The sequence below is a fragment of the Pseudomonas sp. Leaf15 genome (assembly GCF_001421425.1).
Lineage (GTDB): Bacteria > Pseudomonadota > Gammaproteobacteria > Pseudomonadales > Pseudomonadaceae > Aquipseudomonas > Aquipseudomonas salomonii.
In genome coordinates this window covers 273,756-289,252 of record NZ_LMKI01000034.1, presented here as the reverse complement: position 1 = coordinate 289,252, position 15,497 = coordinate 273,756, and the positions used below count along the sequence as shown (strand labels likewise).

The 15,497-nt window shown below is 59.9% G+C and carries 19 protein-coding genes; 10 read left to right on the top strand and 9 right to left on the bottom strand.

Annotation, left to right across the window (positions count from 1 at the left end):
* Position 1 precedes the first annotated feature (1 nt).
* Genes ASE80_RS24970 through ASE80_RS24960 form a run of 3 tightly spaced genes read right to left on the bottom strand, consistent with a single transcriptional unit; the run spans position 2 to position 3,546 of the window.
* Positions 2–979: an ABC transporter permease gene (locus tag ASE80_RS24970; RefSeq protein ID WP_017138769.1), complete on the bottom strand. Its 978-nt coding sequence runs from the start codon at positions 977–979 to the stop codon at positions 2–4.
* On the bottom strand, positions 976–2,529 hold the full coding sequence (locus ASE80_RS24965) for a sugar ABC transporter ATP-binding protein (RefSeq protein ID WP_017138768.1): 1,554 nt from the start codon (positions 2,527–2,529) through the stop codon (positions 976–978). The genes ASE80_RS24970 and ASE80_RS24965 overlap by 4 nt, the downstream gene beginning before the upstream one ends.
* A gap of 57 nt (positions 2,530–2,586) precedes the next feature.
* On the bottom strand, positions 2,587–3,546 hold the full coding sequence (locus ASE80_RS24960) for a sugar ABC transporter substrate-binding protein (protein ID WP_056861273.1): 960 nt from the start codon (positions 3,544–3,546) through the stop codon (positions 2,587–2,589).
* Positions 3,547–4,040: 494 nt separating this feature from the next.
* Between ASE80_RS24960 and ASE80_RS24955 the strand changes: the two genes are divergently transcribed.
* The 3 genes from ASE80_RS24955 (at position 4,041) to ASE80_RS24945 (ending at position 6,258) form a co-directional block, all read left to right on the top strand.
* On the top strand, positions 4,041–5,129 hold the full coding sequence (locus tag ASE80_RS24955) for an asparaginase (protein ID WP_056861272.1): 1,089 nt from the start codon (positions 4,041–4,043) through the stop codon (positions 5,127–5,129).
* Between the two features lie 186 nt (positions 5,130–5,315).
* Positions 5,316–5,564, top strand: coding sequence for a DUF1654 domain-containing protein (locus ASE80_RS24950; protein ID WP_017138765.1), 249 nt, complete (start codon positions 5,316–5,318; stop codon positions 5,562–5,564).
* Between the two features lie 4 nt (positions 5,565–5,568).
* On the top strand, positions 5,569–6,258 hold the full coding sequence (locus tag ASE80_RS24945) for an endonuclease (RefSeq protein WP_056861270.1): 690 nt from the start codon (positions 5,569–5,571) through the stop codon (positions 6,256–6,258).
* Positions 6,259–6,289: 31 nt separating this feature from the next.
* Here the strand turns inward: ASE80_RS24945 and ASE80_RS24940 are convergent, their stop codons facing one another.
* Positions 6,290–6,655: an SPOR domain-containing protein gene (locus ASE80_RS24940; protein WP_056861269.1), complete on the bottom strand. Its 366-nt coding sequence runs from the start codon at positions 6,653–6,655 to the stop codon at positions 6,290–6,292.
* 262 nt (positions 6,656–6,917) lie between these two features.
* On the opposite strand from ASE80_RS24940, the gene csrA reads away from it, so the two are divergent.
* The 3 genes from csrA to ASE80_RS24925 all read left to right on the top strand — a co-directional run bounded on the left by csrA (position 6,918) and on the right by ASE80_RS24925 (position 7,976).
* Complete coding sequence (csrA, locus tag ASE80_RS24935) at positions 6,918–7,112, top strand: carbon storage regulator CsrA (protein WP_003192511.1); 195 nt, start codon at positions 6,918–6,920, stop codon at positions 7,110–7,112.
* Between the two features lie 209 nt (positions 7,113–7,321).
* Complete coding sequence (locus ASE80_RS24930; protein WP_017138763.1) at positions 7,322–7,585, top strand: hypothetical protein; 264 nt, start codon at positions 7,322–7,324, stop codon at positions 7,583–7,585.
* A 94-nt stretch (positions 7,586–7,679) separates the two neighbouring features.
* The gene (locus ASE80_RS24925; protein ID WP_056861268.1) at positions 7,680–7,976 is read left to right on the top strand and encodes a hypothetical protein; all 297 of its coding nucleotides are present in this window, start codon (positions 7,680–7,682) and stop codon (positions 7,974–7,976) included.
* Positions 7,977–7,995: 19 nt separating this feature from the next.
* Here ASE80_RS24925 and ASE80_RS24920 read toward each other — a convergent pair whose 3' ends face one another.
* The gene (locus ASE80_RS24920; protein WP_056861267.1) at positions 7,996–8,673 is read right to left on the bottom strand and encodes an HAD family hydrolase; all 678 of its coding nucleotides are present in this window, start codon (positions 8,671–8,673) and stop codon (positions 7,996–7,998) included.
* A gap of 221 nt (positions 8,674–8,894) precedes the next feature.
* Here ASE80_RS24920 and ASE80_RS24915 point away from each other — a divergent pair, with 221 nt between their 5' ends.
* From ASE80_RS24915 to ASE80_RS24900, 4 genes are all read left to right on the top strand, one after another.
* Positions 8,895–9,665, top strand: coding sequence for an alpha/beta fold hydrolase (locus tag ASE80_RS24915; protein WP_056861266.1), 771 nt, complete (start codon positions 8,895–8,897; stop codon positions 9,663–9,665).
* 110 nt (positions 9,666–9,775) lie between these two features.
* Entirely contained in the window at positions 9,776–10,036 is a 261-nt protein-coding gene (locus ASE80_RS24910) for a DUF2790 domain-containing protein (RefSeq protein WP_056861265.1), read from the top strand.
* A gap of 42 nt (positions 10,037–10,078) precedes the next feature.
* A complete protein-coding gene (locus ASE80_RS24905; RefSeq protein ID WP_056861264.1) occupies positions 10,079–10,750 on the top strand; it encodes a heavy metal response regulator transcription factor in 672 nt (223 codons plus the stop codon).
* Positions 10,747–12,147, top strand: coding sequence for a heavy metal sensor histidine kinase (locus ASE80_RS24900; protein WP_056861263.1), 1,401 nt, complete (start codon positions 10,747–10,749; stop codon positions 12,145–12,147). Before ASE80_RS24905 ends, ASE80_RS24900 begins: the two co-directional genes overlap by 4 nt.
* Before the next feature lie 15 nt (positions 12,148–12,162).
* Here the strand turns inward: ASE80_RS24900 and pcp are convergent, their stop codons facing one another.
* The 4 genes from pcp to ASE80_RS24880 all read right to left on the bottom strand — a co-directional run bounded on the left by pcp (position 12,163) and on the right by ASE80_RS24880 (position 15,143).
* Positions 12,163–12,804, bottom strand: a complete 642-nt coding sequence (gene pcp, locus ASE80_RS24895; protein WP_056861262.1) for a pyroglutamyl-peptidase I — start codon at positions 12,802–12,804, stop codon at positions 12,163–12,165.
* Between the two features lie 7 nt (positions 12,805–12,811).
* A complete protein-coding gene (locus ASE80_RS24890; protein ID WP_056861261.1) occupies positions 12,812–13,762 on the bottom strand; it encodes a DUF979 domain-containing protein in 951 nt (316 codons plus the stop codon).
* Positions 13,759–14,475 carry a DUF969 domain-containing protein gene (locus ASE80_RS24885; RefSeq protein ID WP_056861260.1) on the bottom strand — a complete coding sequence of 239 codons (717 nt, stop codon included), beginning with the start codon at positions 14,473–14,475 and terminating at the stop codon, positions 13,759–13,761. The genes ASE80_RS24890 and ASE80_RS24885 overlap by 4 nt, the downstream gene beginning before the upstream one ends.
* A gap of 242 nt (positions 14,476–14,717) precedes the next feature.
* Entirely contained in the window at positions 14,718–15,143 is a 426-nt protein-coding gene (locus ASE80_RS24880) for a GNAT family N-acetyltransferase (RefSeq protein WP_056861259.1), read from the bottom strand.
* Positions 15,144–15,497: the final 354 nt, after the last annotated feature.

Genomic DNA, 15,497 nt, shown 5'->3' with positions numbered 1-15,497 from the left:
TTCAGCCCCGCCGACTGGCGCGCTGGCTGCGGTAGGTGTCGAGGACCACGGCAATCACGATGACGGCGCCGGTAATGATGCGTTTGGTCGGCTCCGTGGCACCGATCTGCGCAAGGCCGGCGGCCAGCACCGAAATAATCAGCACACCGAAGAAGGTGCTGATAACCGAACCACGTCCACCCATCAGGCTGGTGCCGCCGATCACCACGGCGGCGATCACTTGCAGCTCCAGGCCGGAGCCGGCATTCGGGTCCGCCGCTTCCAGGCGGGAAATCTGGAACAGTGCCGCCACCCCGGCCAACAGGCCCATCAGGCTGAACACCAGGATCTTGTAGGGCTTGGGGTTGATACCGGCCAGGCGCACGGCTTCTTCGTTGGTGCCGATGCCGATCAGGTAACGGCCGAATACGGTTCGGGTCAACACCAGCTGAGCGGCGATGATCACCAACAAGGCAATGATGAACGACGGCGAAATCCCGAAAGCCACCGGGTTCGACAGCCAGGCATAGGAATCACCGATATAGGCGGTGCGCGAGCCGGTCATCTGGTAGGCCACGCCACGCGCCATTTCCAGCACGCCAAGGGACACGATAAACGACGGGATGCGCCACGCCACGGTAATCGAACCGGTGATGGTACCTGCCAGCGCGGCGCAGCCCATCCCCAGCAGCGCGGCCGGCAACACACTCCAGCCCCAGCCGAGAATCGCCACGCTGACCGCCGAGGCAGCCAATGCCAGTACCGAGCCCACCGACAGGTCGATGCCGCCGATGATCAGGATGAACGTCATGCCCACGGCCAGCACCATCAGGTCCGGGATCTGGTTGGCCAGGGTGCTGAAGGTGTCATAGGACAGGAAGTGGTCGCTGAGCACCGAGAACAGCGCAATCATCGCGAGCAAGGCGCCGGCCAGCCCCAGGTAGGTGCCCAGGCCGTAGAAGTTGCCGCCGGTTTTGCCCGGGGAAGAGGTGGTTTTCATGGGGTTTCCCTAAGCACTGCGTCGTTGAGCAGCGCGTCACGTTTCTGATAGCCGGCAAAGGCGGCGGCGAGCAATTCGTCCTGGGTCCAGCTGTCGCGCTCAAAGGTCTCGATCAGGCGCCCGGCGGACAGCACACCGATGCGATCACAGATCAGCATCAATTCGCGCAGGTCACTCGATACCACCACCAGCGCTTTGCCCTGGCGCGTCAATTCGCCGAGCAAGGCATAAATGTCGAACTTGGCGCCGACGTCGATGCCACGGGTTGGCTCATCGAACAGCATGACCGCGCAGTCGCGCTCCAGCCAGCGGCCAATCACGACCTTCTGCTGGTTGCCGCCCGACAACTCGGACACCAACTGCGCCGGGCTGGAACTGCGGATGCGCATGGCGTCGATCTGGCGCTTGGCCAGGGCGGTTTCGTCGCGGCTGTTGACCACGCCGCCACCGGAGATTTCCGGCATGTTGCCCAAGGCAATATTGGCGCTGATGGATTGGGTCAGCAGCAGGCCTTCGCCCTTGCGGTCTTCGGTAATCAGCGCGATGCCATGGCCCACTGCGTCCACCGGCGAGCGAATGCTCACCACCTGGGCTGGCGAACCCAGGGCCACGGTGCCGCTGTCGGCCAGGTCGGCACCGAAGATAAGACGCAGCAATTCAGTGCGGCCGGCGCCGATCAGGCCGGAAATGCCATAGATCTCACCGGCACGCACCTCAAAGGACACATCGCGAACCTTGTCCGAGCGGGTCAAGCCTTTGACCGTCAGGGCCGGGCCGCCGATGGTGCGCGGCCCCAGGTCGATCTGCTCACCCAGCTCGCGGCCGACCATCAAGGTCACCAACTGCTCGCTGTTGTAGTTGGCCATCGGCTCGACGCACACCAGCTTGCCGTCGCGCAGTACTGCAATGCGCTGGGCAACACGGGCGAGTTCTTCGAGCCGGTGGGAAATATAAATGATCGCCACGCCCCGAGCCTGCAGGCGGGTGATTTGTTCAAAAAGCATCTCGACTTCACGGGCCGTGAGCATGGCCGTGGGCTCGTCGAGAATCAGTACATGGCAGTCGCCGATCAGGTTGCGGGCGATCTCGACCATCTGTTGATGGCCAATGCCCAGCGTCCCCACCAGGGTGTCCGGGTCGATCGCATCCAGGCCCACCTGGGCCATGGCTTCGATCGCGGCCTTGCGCAGCTGCTTGCGGTTGATCCAGCCACAGTTGCGGGGCAGGTTGTCCAGGAACAGGTTTTCGGCCACGGTCAGGGTCGGCAGCAGGTTTAGTTCCTGCATGACCATGCGCACGCCCAGCTCTTCAGCCTGGGTGCGGCTGCCGGGCCGGTAATCCTGGCCATTGAACTGCATGTGCCCGGTGGTCGGCGTGACCAGCCCGCCGATGATTTTCGACAAGGTGCTTTTACCTGCGCCGTTCTCACCGGTCAGCGCCAGCACTTCCCCACGATTGAGCGTCAGGGTGATGTCGGACAGCACCGGTTGGGCATAGGTCTTGCCGATACCGCTGACCGAGAGGACAGCGTTCGGGGCGGAAGATGACATAGGAAAATCTCCGGGCGCCCGCTCAGGACGAGCGGGCGCTGTTGGGTGCTGCCAGGATTACTTCTTGAGGACGAGTTCGACCGGGGTTTCGATCACGCCGTCTTTGGACTCGACTTTTTCACCCTTGACCAGCTTGAGCGCGTTCTGGATACCGAACACCGCTTGCTGCGCGGCGGCTTGGTCCGCGGTCGCCAGCACACGACCGTCTTGCAGCATAGGCTTGATGGCTTCGATATTGTCGTAGCCAACAACCAGTACCTTGCCGGCCTTGCCTGCCGCACGTACGGCGGAGACAGCGCCCAGGGCCATGTTGTCGTTACCCGCCAACAGCGCCTTGAGGTCCGGGTATTCGCTCAGCATGGCGGACGCCACTTTCTGGCCCTGGTCGATTTCCCAGTTACCCGATTGGGTGGAAACAATCTTCATGCCTGCCGCGTCCATCGCATCCTTGTAGCCTGCGGTGCGCTGCTGGGCATTGGTGGTGGTCGGCACGCCTTCGATGATGCCGACTTTGTCGCCCGAGGTCAGTTGCTTGGCCAGGTAGTCACCCACCAGCCTGGAGCCTTTACGGTTGTCCGGACCTACGAACGGAATATCGAGGTTTTTGCTTTTGAGCACGTCCGGGTCAAGGCGGTTGTCGATGTTGACGACCTTGATGCCGGCATCGGAAGCTTTCTTCAACACGGTGACCAGCGCCTTGGAATCCGCCGGCGCGATCACGATGGCGTTCACTTTGGCGAGGATCATCTGGTTGACGATATCGATCTGCGCGCTGGTGTCGGTTTCGTTCTTGATCCCGTTGGTGATCATGTCGAAATCGGCAGCGTGTTCTTTCTGATAAGTCTTGGCGCCGTCCTGCATGGTCACGAAAAATTCGTTGGCCAGGGACTTCATCACCAGGCCGACCTTGGGTTTGGCGGCGGCGTCATCGGCAAAGGCAGAGGAAAGGGGCAGAGCAGCGGATGCGGCGGCAAGCACAGCGACAGCAAGAAGACGTCCAGCAAATGGCAGCTTCATGGGTTCACTCCGATCTTATGATTATTGTGAGCAACGCTTGCACTGTGAAACATCTCGCAAACGTTTGCGTTGTTCAAACTATGAGAACCTTGTCGAGATTTGTCAACGGGTGAAAAGCGTCTTTCATCCAGGCGCTCGGTTACCTTCCCTTACACCCTGCGGGTCGCAGGATTGAACCTCAGCTTCTCCCGGTCGCTGTCTAAAACGACAGGCTATGGCGCCCAAGTCACACACCCACCGTTGATATTCCATCATGGTTTTCGGACAACCGAACGCAATACCACCCTGCTGTTCGGAATGCCGGACGAGCAGGCTGCCCACTCATCTTAAAATTCAATATAAGTTGTTTTAAATCAACACGTTAATTTATGACCGCGAACATCATGGGCTTGGTACAAATCCTGCTCTTTCCAAGCACCTCGCGGCATTCAGAACGGCCCGGGTGTTCTCGATGAACCTGCTACAGCACTCATCAAAAACCAGAGAGAAAAATAATGAAATCTGCACTGAAGACTTTTGTTCCGGGCGCCCTCGCCCTTCTGCTGCTGTTCCCCGTTGCCGCCCAGGCAAAGGAAGTTGAAACCAAGACCAAACTGTCCAACGTGGTGATCCTCGCCACCGGCGGCACCATTGCTGGCGCCGGCGCCAGTGCGGCCAACAGTGCCACGTACCAGGCGGCCAAAGTCGGCATCGAACAACTGATCGCCGGCGTTCCTGAGCTTAGTCAGATCGCCAACGTACGCGGCGAACAAGTGATGCAAATTGCGTCCGAAAGCATCAACAACGAAAACCTGCTGCAACTGGGCCGCCGTGTTGCCGAGCTGGCCGACAGCAAGGACGTGGACGGTATCGTGATCACCCACGGCACCGACACCCTGGAAGAAACCGCTTACTTCCTCAACCTGGTGGAAAAAACCGACAAGCCAATCGTGGTGGTCGGCTCCATGCGCCCAGGCACCGCCATGTCGGCGGACGGCATGCTCAACCTGTACAACGCCGTGGCCGTTGCCGGCAGCAAAGACGCGCGCGGCAAGGGCGTGCTGGTGACCATGAACGACGAGATCCAATCGGGTCGCGACGTCAGCAAAATGATCAACATCAAGACTGAAGCGTTCAAGAGCCCATGGGGCCCGCTGGGCATGGTGGTTGAAGGCAAATCCTACTGGTTCCGCTTGCCTGCCAAGCGTCACACCATGGATTCCGAATTCGACATCAAGACCATCAAGAGCCTGCCGGACGTTGAAATCGCCTACGGTTACGGCAACGTGAGCGACACCGCCGTCAAAGCCCTGGCCCAGGCAGGTGCCAAAGCCATCATCCACGCCGGTACCGGCAATGGTTCGGTGTCTTCCAAGGTAGTGCCGGCCCTGCAGGAACTGCGCAAGCAAGGCGTGCAGATCATTCGTTCTTCCCACGTGAATGCCGGCGGTTTCGTTCTGCGCAATGCCGAACAGCCTGACGACAAGTACGACTGGGTCGCCGCACATGACCTGAACCCACAAAAAGCCCGGATTCTGGCGATGGTTGCCCTGACCAAGACCCAGGACAGCAAAGAGCTGCAACGGATGTTCTGGGAATACTGATCCCCGCAAACACAGGTAGAGGCGGGCTCACCCGCTTCTACCTTTGCTCTTACACTTCGATACAACTCCCCGCGCTGCACCACCTCGCTGAAAACGCTGCCAGACAAACCTCCTGAATTTTAAGCAGTTGCGAAAATCGTAACAGTTAAATACTGTATGCCCGTACAGCACACTAAGGAATACTCCGTGGCAACGTCCTCTTCTGCAGCGCCAACCCCTGATGCGTACGCACGCCTTGCCGTTCGCGTGCAAAAAATCATCAATTCGACCAATGCCCAAAAAGCCAAGGCAGCCTTGATCTTTCGCTTGCCGGATGAGCCTGAGGAGGAATGGGCGCGCTTGCTGGAGGAGATTGCGGAGAACGACAACGTCACCCTCGCCTACCGGGATGACGGCGGCGTGCAGATTTTCTGGGTTGTGCCGAAGGAAGATTGATTCAATGAGTGGCCGTTTTATTGCTGTTTTTTGCCTGTTTTTTGCCGTTACAGCCCACGCCCAGGCGCCTCGAACCTTCAGCGAGGCCAAGAAAGTCGCCTGGAAGCTCTACGCCCCGCAATCCACGGAGTTCTACTGTGGCTGCAAATACACCGGCAACCGCGTGGATTTGAAAGCCTGCGGTTACGTACCGCGCAAAAATGCCAACCGTGCCGCACGCATCGAATGGGAACATATCGTCCCGGCCTGGCAGATCGGGCATCAACGCCAGTGCTGGCAAGCCGGCGGGCGCAAAAACTGCACGCGTCATGATGATGTGTTCAAGCGGGCCGAGGCCGACCTGCACAACCTGGTGCCGAGCATTGGCGAGGTCAATGGCGACCGTAACAACTTCAGTTTCGGCTGGTTGCCGGCGCAACGTGGGCAGTACGGTTCATGCCTGACCCAGGTAGATTTCAAGGCCAAAAAAGTCATGCCGCGCCCGTCTATTCGCGGAATGATCGCCCGAACGTATTTTTACATGAGCAAACAATACGGCTTGCGCCTGTCAAAACAGGACCGCCAGTTGTATGAAGCCTGGAACAAGACCTACCCGGTGCAACCCTGGGAGCGCCAGCGCAACCAGACTGTGGCGTGTGTGATGGGGCGCGGTAACGAGTTTGTCGGCCCGGTAAACCTTAAGACCTGCGGCTAAGTGTGGGCGGGGTTGCCGCCCACTCTGCCGGTTATTGCGCAGTCTTGTGCTCGATAACCTCGGATTCGGTATCGTTTTTCTTGGCACGTGCGAGCTTTTCGGTCAGCAGCGCCTGCTTGGCTTCAGCCTCGGCCTTGCTCGCGAACGGGCCTAGATACACCTCGTCCTTGCCGTCTGTTTTGACGATATAAAAATTGAAACCATGTTCAAGCAGCCAGGCAGTCAGGTCGGTGATTGCTTGCAGCTTATGCCCCGGCGGGCCTACCCACACGTCCCATTCCTGAGCGGCAATCGCCCCGGTTTGTGGCTGGCTCTCGGTCACGGCAGGCTTGGCCTTGGGGGCGTCAACCGGTTTACCTTCCCCGCAACCGGCCAACGCCAACACCGCAATTGCCATCGCTACTTTACGCACTGCCCTGCTCCTTTAAGGATAAAGAGGCAACTTTATCATTCACTGTCTATTCTGGCCGTCATAAACGTTGGCTTAAACAATGCGAATGATGTATCGCAGACCTGTATGATGCCGCCATGGGAATTAATGTCGCCTCTATGCGTCCTAAAAGAGGCAGTCACAGGGAAGCGCTTAGCAGTAAGCTACACACATCCGACACCTGCCCTGTCTGAAACATGTGTCCTTAAAAGTAATCAAGGAGAAGTCCATGCTGATACTCACCCGCAAAGTTGGTGAAAGCATAAACATCGGTGATGACATCACGATCACCATCCTGGGCGTCAGCGGCCAGCAAGTACGAATCGGCATCAACGCCCCCAAGGACGTTGCCGTGCATCGCGAGGAGATCTACCAGCGCATTCAGGCTGGCCTGACCGCTCCAGACAAAAACCAGACTCCTTGACGCTTCACTCAGTAGCCAGCCTTTTCGTTCATTGTGATGGCTGGCGAAAACCCTTCCTCACGCTCGCGGTTCCTGCATGACCGGCGCGCTCTGTGCTTTCAGCTACGCTGCAAGATGAAACTGCCTTGGCGACTGGAACTTGTTGCGTAATTCGCGGCCGAATCCACTGACTATAACCCTACCATCAGTGTGCGTTCAGGAGCACGTCGATGAGACCGATTGCAAAACAACCGCTTGCCTCCAAGTCTTGGGGGATCGCCCTGCTGATAGGGCTGGCCTTCGTGGTGCTGGGATATGGCGTGAAGTTCGAGATCGAAACAGTCAGTGACCCCGGCAAGCGTTCGTCGATGGAACTTACACTCTTCTTGTGCGGTTACCTGTTCGTGTTCTGCCTGCAGCCTATCCAGAAAGCCATTTTGCGCAAATTATGCCAGCGCGCCGCGCAACGCGAGCATCCGAAAACCGCACGTTGATGGCCGCTAATTTGCTATCAGATTGCCGGTATTTACAGGTCGGCGGCAGGATCTATGCTTGGGCTTGCACGGTTTCTGAAAGGCGTTGACGCAGATGGATACCCTCAGCAAATCTCAAATCGAAGCGGCCCTGGCGGCGCGTTTGCCCAGCTATGCGATCACCTGTACGTTACACGCTGACGGCACCCTTTCCGCCATCCTGAGTGGCCCCGAAACCGACCATTTCGCGATTACCGGCATCGTGCGCGCGCACTACCGTGGCCCCGAGGCGATTGCCCGGCTTGCCAATGAAATCCTCAGGGAAATGGTGCTTTCGCGCCAAGGCATCAAGAGCAGCCGACTGCAGCCGCCACCCGACTCCCCTTCCTGCGCACAAAGCCGAGACCGCTAACGGGCTCGGCTTTTTCGTTTCAGCCTTCCGGGCGCTGCAAGCGCAACGTACCCTCTGGGGCACGCAGAACCTGCAGCCGCTGATAGTCGTTAATGCAGGCATGCGCCGTGACGATCGGCGTCAGGTGTGTAGCGGTGACCACCAGCACATCCGCGCCGGCCGCCTCCCCGGCACGAATCCCCACCGCAGCGTCTTCGAACACCAGGCAATCCTGCACCGGCACACCCAGACGCTGGGCGCCCAGCACGTAACAGGCGGGATCCGGCTTGCCGCTGGCAACGTCCTCGGCCGTCACCAGCACGGCTGGGGGCGCGATACCTGCCGCGGCCAGGCGACGTAACGCCAGTTCCCTGGGCGCAGACGTAACCAGTGCCCATTGATCACCGGGCACGCTATTCAGAAACTCGACAGCACCGGGAATCGCCACCACGCCCTCGACATCGTTGATTTCCGCCTCGGTAATCCACTGCGCTTCAACGTCGGGATCCACACCTGGCAGCGCCTGACGGGTAATGGTGTCAATGGCGCGTGCGCCATGAATGGTGGCCAGGAACGCCGCCACCTCCAAACCGTGGCGTTCAGCCCAGATGCTCCACACACGCTCGGCGGCGGCAATGGAGTTGAGCAAGGTGCCGTCCATGTCGAACAGGAAGGCGCGGTAACGCTGGTTAAACACAACTGAACCTCGGATGGACACTGCGTGGATTCCTCATAGGCGGTAACAAATAATCGGCCCGATGCAATCTACGGGTCACCTTCTCGCTTGTAAACGCCAGTAGCACCTGGCGGACCTGGCGTTTGGATTACAGGTTTGTAATGAACCTGTAAGCCTTGTCAGCACCCTCGCTTCATACAGTGGCGTCGTCAGTCACCCGCACCGGGTGGCACAACTTCCCACTGATGATGAAGGGCCGCACGATGAAAACTGCCAGCAAACTCTGCCTGATCGCCGCCAGCCTGTTGATGCTGGGCACCGGCACCGCCATGGCCGGCACTGTCGCGCCGGTCAAGGCCAACAACGTGGTGCTGGTGCACGGCTCCTGGGCTGACGGCTCGAGCTGGTCCGAGGTGATCACGCGCCTGCAGGCCGCCGGGCTGCATGTGACTGCCGTCCAGAACCCGCTGACTTCGGTGGCCGATGACGTCGCTGCCACCAACCGCGTGCTGGACCAACAGGACGGCCCTACCGTGCTGGTCGGTCACTCCTACGCCGGCACCGTGGTCAGCGACGCCGGGGCGAACCCCAAGGTCAGCTCGCTGGTATATGTGGCCGCCCGTGCACCGGACGCCAACGAAGACTTCGTCGCCCTGTCTGCCAAATACCCCAGCACGCCGGTGCGCGCCGGTGTCGTCGAGCACGACGGTTACCTGACGCTGAACCAGGACGCCTTCCTCAAGTACTTCGCCGCCGACGTGCCGCGCGCCAAAGCCCTGGAGCTGTTCGCCGTACAACAGCCGATCGCCAAAACCCTGTTCAGCGGCCGCACGGTGAATGCCGCCTGGCACACCAAACCGTCGTGGTACGCGGTGTCGAGCAATGACCAGACCATCAACCCGGACCTGGAACGTTTTCTGGCCAAGCGCATGAACGCCACCACCATCGAACTGCCGTCGAGCCACTTGTCGCTGGTGTCCCACGCCAGGGAAATCACCGACCTGATCCTTGAAGCGTCCGGCCGCCAGCCTTAAGCCACGCATTACAAACTTGTCATCATCCTGTTGGTTGGCTGTTTGGGGTGCCTGGTTACTGTGAACTCACTGCCAGCCCCGGCAGCCAACCCTTAAAGAGAGCTACTGCCATGAAACTGTTTATCTTGGGCTTTGCCGCTTTGCTTGCCACCGGTTCCGCGTTCGCTGCCGACACCGCCCCCGACGCTAACGTGATCCACGACAAAACCGGCTTCTTCGTGCACCTGGACGTGGCCAAAGTGCTGTCGAGCACCGACACCTACGGCCAATGCGGAATCGTCCCGGCGCAACTCAAATACCTCGACTCCCAGGACCGCGAACACGTGCTGGACTACCAGGTACAAGGCATCGGTTGCGCCAGTGACAATTGATCCGGCTAAACTTGCGCAACGCAGCGAACCAGGGCATTTCCCATGAACATCCTCGTAGTCGAAGACGAACCCAAGGCCGGCAATTACCTGCTCAATGGCCTGCAGGAACTGGGGTACTCGGTGAGCCTCGCCCGCGACGGCGTAGACGGCTTGCACCAGGCGCTGGAAACGCCCTTCGACGTGATCGTGCTGGATGTGATGATGCCGAAAATGGACGGCTGGGAAGTGCTGCGCCGCCTGCGCAAAGAGGCCGACACGCCGGTGCTGTTCCTCACCGCTCGCGATGACATCGCCGACCGCATCAAAGGCCTGGAACTGGGCGCCGACGATTACCTGATCAAGCCCTTCTCCTTCGCCGAACTGGTCGCGCGCTTGCGTACCCTGACGCGTCGCGGCCCGAGTCGCGAAGAAGAACAACTGCACATCGCCGACCTGCAGATCGACGTGCTCAAGCGCCGCGTCACCCGCAACGGCACGCGCATAACGCTGACCAACAAGGAGTTCGCCCTGTTGCACCTGTTCGCCACGCATCAGGACCAGGTGTTATCACGCTCGATGATTGCTTCGCGGGTCTGGGACATGAACTTTGACAGCGACACCAATGTGGTCGACGTCGCCGTGCGGCGCCTGCGCCTGAAAATCGACGACCCGTTCCAACTCAAGTTGATCCACAGCGTGCGGGGCATCGGCTACCGCTTCGACACCCAGCCATGAACCGTCGCCGCCATTATTCGCTGACCCTGCGCCTGGCGTTGATCTTCGCCCTGCTCGCCTTCGCCCTGCTCGCCACCTTGGGCGTTGCGTTGTACCGCGAGCTTGAGCGTGAGCTGATCAAGCGTGACGACGCCGCGCTGATCTATCGCGCCGACCAGTTGCGCAACCTGCTCAAGGACAGCAACACCCTGGACCTGATCAAGACCAAGCCGGAGCTGTTCCAGAACATGCTCGGCAACAGCGAGTCGGTGCTGAGCATCGCGGCGCCGGGGCAAAAGCCGTTGCTGCTGGTAAACCCGGGCAATATTGCAATGCCGGATGTGCCGCCTGTGCCCACCAACCGTGAACTGGGCTTCGCCGACGTTCACCATTTACCCGGTATCAATGGCGTGCCCTTCGCCACCGTGGCCGCGTCAATCGCCTCGGGCGACCTGGGCAGTCTGCAAGTCACCACCGGGCGCCTGATGACCGAACGCACGGCGATGCTCGCCAGCTATCGCTTGAGTGTGTTTATCCTCGCCAGCATCGCCGCAGTCATCCTCGCCATCGTCAGCTACCTGCTGGTGCACCGCGGGCTGGTGCCGCTGCGGCGCCTGGCCGTGCACACCCAGGGCATCGGCGTGGGCAACCTGGCCGAACGCCTCGACAGCCACGGCGCGCCCAAAGAGCTGCTGCCGATGATCGACGCCTTCAACACCATGCTTGAACGGTTGGCCAAGGGCTTTGTACAACTGGGCCAGGTGTCCACCGACATGGCCCACGAGCTGCGCACGCCGATCAACAACTTGCTGGGAGAAACCCAGGTCGCGCTGCAACAGAGCCGTAACGTCGAGAGCTACCAGCAACTGCTGGCGTCCAATGTGGAAGAACTCGAACGCCTGGCGCGAATGCTCGACAACATGCTGTTCCTCGCCCGTACCGACCCGGCCAGCGCACTGCGCCAACGCCAGGAACTGAATGCGGCGGATGAAGTGGAGCGTATAGCGGACTACTTCGAAGGGTTGGCGAGCGATGTGGATATCCACATTCTGGCCGAAGGCGAAGGCCTGATCTGGGCCGAACCGATGCTGTTGCGCCGCGCATTGGCAAATTTATGTGCAAACGCCATCAAGTACGGCGCACCCAGTTCGCAGTTGCTGATTCAGGCCATTCCAGACGCCGAGGGTATCCACCTGCGCGTCAGCAACCAGGGGCAGACCATTCCCGCCGAGCATTTGCCGCGCCTGTTCGAACGTTTTTACCGGGTGGATGAGTCGCGGGAACGTTCAGCCCAATCCAACGGGCTGGGGCTGTCGATCGTGGCGACCATCATGCAGCTGCACAACGGTCGCTACAGCGTCACCAGTGAGGCCGGAGTGACCTGTTTTGAGTTGTTTTTCCCCAGGCGCGAAGCCTGAACACCGCGAGCCGGGTCAACTGACCTGGCCACCGGCCTGCACCACATCAACCTGTGTGCTCCAGGCCACCTGCACCGCCAGGCGCAGGCCTTCAACGGTTGTCACCAATGGCATCGATGCCAGCCCGGTTCCCACCACCTGCTCCGGCAGGTTCGGCACATGGATGAAGCCACTGCGCACGCCCGTGCCGGCCAGCGCATGCTGCAACAGATAAAACACCTGATTGCACACAAAAGTGCCCGCCGTCTGCGAAACCGCCGCAGGCACACCGGCCTCGCGCAGCGCCTTGACCATGGCCTTGATCGGCAGTGTGCTGAAGTACGCGGCCGGCCCATCGACCACCACCGGCGTATCGACGGGTTGCGCACCCAGGTTGTCAGGGATGCGCGCGTCGTTAACGTTGATCGCCACCCGCTCCATGGAAATGCTGTCGCGCCCAGGCCCAAGCCCCGTGGCGATCACCATCGCCGGGCGCAATTGGGTGATCCACTCAGCCAGGCACTCCTCCACCAAGGCAAATGCACAAGGCAGTCGGCGCGCAACAATCTGCACACCCTCACCCAAAAGCATCCCATCCAACTGGCGCACGGCCTCCCAGGACGGGTTGACCGGGTCTTGATCAAAGGGCTCGAAGCCCATCAACAGTAACGTTTGCATCCTCGCCTCACATCAACAGGTAGAGCAGCACAATATTGACCACCAGCATCATCAGTGCCGTCGGCAGCTGCGCCTTGATGACCGCGTTCTTGTCGGGCAACTCCAGCAAGGCCGCCGGGACAATATTGAAGTTGGCCGCCATCGGCGTCATCAACGTGCCGCAATAGCCGGAGAACATGCCAATCGCCGCCATTACCGCCGGGTTGCCGCCATAGATGCCCACCAGCACCGGTACGCCGACACCGCCGGTCATCACCGGGAACGCGGCAAAACCATTGCCCATGATCACCGTAAACAGCGCCATGCCCAATACATACACCATCACCGCCACCAGTTTGAAATCCAGGTTGATATAGGTGGTGGTGACATGGGCAACCGCTGTGCCGACCCCGGCTTCATTGAACAGCAAGCCGAGCATGGCGAGCATTTGCGGGAGCACCATGGCCCAGCCCAGGGCTTCGGTCAGGCGCCGGGACTCGCGCAAGGCTTGTACCGGTGTGTCGCGGGTCAGCCAGCAGGCCAGGCCGAGGGCGATCAGGCAACCAATGCCCAGGGAGACAAAGGTGGTGTTTTTCGGATCCAGCAGCGGCACACCGCCGATTTCGGTGTGCTTGAGCAATACCGAGCCGATCACGGTGGTCAGCGGAATGGCCAACGCCGGGATAAACAGCTTGTGGCCAAGCCGACCGGCACTGGCGCGGGCAGACTTGTCATGCAACTGGGCATGCGTGCCACGCCCCACGCCGCCCAAACCAGCGATCAAGGCCATGATCACCACGCCCACGCCGATAACCACCGGTGGCAAGCGCTCCCCGACCAGGAACGGAATGGCGAATAACAGCCAGAACACCGCGCTGGACCAGCGTTTGGGATGAGTTCGATCCATCAGGATCATGCCGGCGGTAATCAACAACAGAATGCCGGCCAGCCAGTACAGGTACTCAATCGAGATAATCATTGCGCAGCCTCCACCGGCGTGGCGACGGGCGTCATCTCGCGAGTAAGCCTGCGGTCGAACCGGTGCAGGCGAATCGCGTGGATGATAAACGCACAGATCGCCGTCGGGATGCCCCATACCGCGATGTGTAAAGGCTCTACATCAATTCCCGAACCGAGCAGGAAGGTGTGCATCAGCGCAATCGCACCAAAGGCGACAAAAATGTCTTCACCGAAAAACAGGCCGACGTTGTCGGTCGCCGCACACATCGCCAACACCTTGTGGCGCACCGTGTCCGGCAGCTTGCCGTAGCGTTTTTCCGCTGCGCCTTCGGCCATCGGTGCCAACAACGGGCGCACCATCTGCGGATGCCCGCCCAGGCTGGTGAGGCCCATGGCGGCCGTGGACTCGCGCACAAATAGATACATGATCAACAAGCGCCCGACTGTGGCGCGCTCGAAGCGGGCGATCCAGTTCTGCGCATGCAGGCGCAGGCCATGGCGCTCCAGCAGGCCAATGACGGCCAGGGGCAGCAACAGGATCAATTGCAGGGCGCGGGTCTGAAGGAAGCCTTCGCCCATGCTGGCGAGGATTTTTTCCAATGGGAAGTGGGCGGCAAGCCCGGTGGCGATGGCGGCGGCAGTCACCACCAGCAATGGATTGAAGCGCAGGACGAAGCCAACCACGATGACAAGTACGCCGATCAAAGGCCATAGGTTCACAACAGTTTGCATGACGATGAAGTCCTAGAATGCGCGCTGCGGCGCCATGACGGCAGGATGTGAACAAAGGGTTCACAGCATGAAAGTGGCGTGCAGCCCGACGTGGTTTTTTATTGTTGACCTGGAAGGTCGAGCGTCAGTGGCGGCAACTGTGCTGCTTGGGGGCGGGAGGTGTCCAACAAGAAAAATTGTTGCTGCAAACCAATAAATTTTGTCGGTGATTGGCGCCGGATGGCCCGGCGCTTTGAGGGCGTTCAGCTCAAGCGCTTGTGGAAAAAATGGCGTTTATGGCCCGGTGGGAAATCAGCAATGTGGCCAAATTCAGTGAAGCCCTGCTTGCGATAAAACCCGGGCGCCTGGAAGCTGAAAGTGTCCAGCCAGATGCCCTCGCATCCGCGCTCACGGGCCAAGTCTTCAGCCGCACGCATCAATCGTGTGCCCGTACCTTGGGTGCGCATCTGGTCGGGAATGCTCAAGAGCTCAATGAACAACCATCCAAAGGAAATCTCGCCGTAAAGACCGCCGACCACCTCTTGAGAAGCGGGGTCACGCAGCAGAATGCCGACCGTTTCGGACGGCATCTTGCCGGTGTGGCTGCGGTTGTAAGCCCTCAGCGGCGTGAGGATGGCCTCACGCTCCTGCGCCGTCACGTCGAACGATACTTCCATTGCCAATGCCATCACAGACTCCCTGGGTTGAATTCAATCGCCGCTCAGTATGCCTTGGCCGCGCCAAACCTGGGTGGATCTGCGCCAGGTTCATTAACCCAGCGGCGCTCAATAACCTTAAGTCGGCTCGACAGCATGGATCTCGTTCCATACCTATACTCAGCATAGTGCTGCGCGATACTGCGCAGCGCTCAGCGCAGTAGTGCCGACGGAGGCAAACGCTATGTACGCCGGACAAAAGAGTATGGCGACAACAAATGGTGAGATACGCTGCCAGATGTTTGCACAGATTATCTGCCTTTTATCGGTGGCGACGCTTTTCTGCTAAACCACTTTTTAACGCAGTAACCCGCCAAGCGGTCTGGG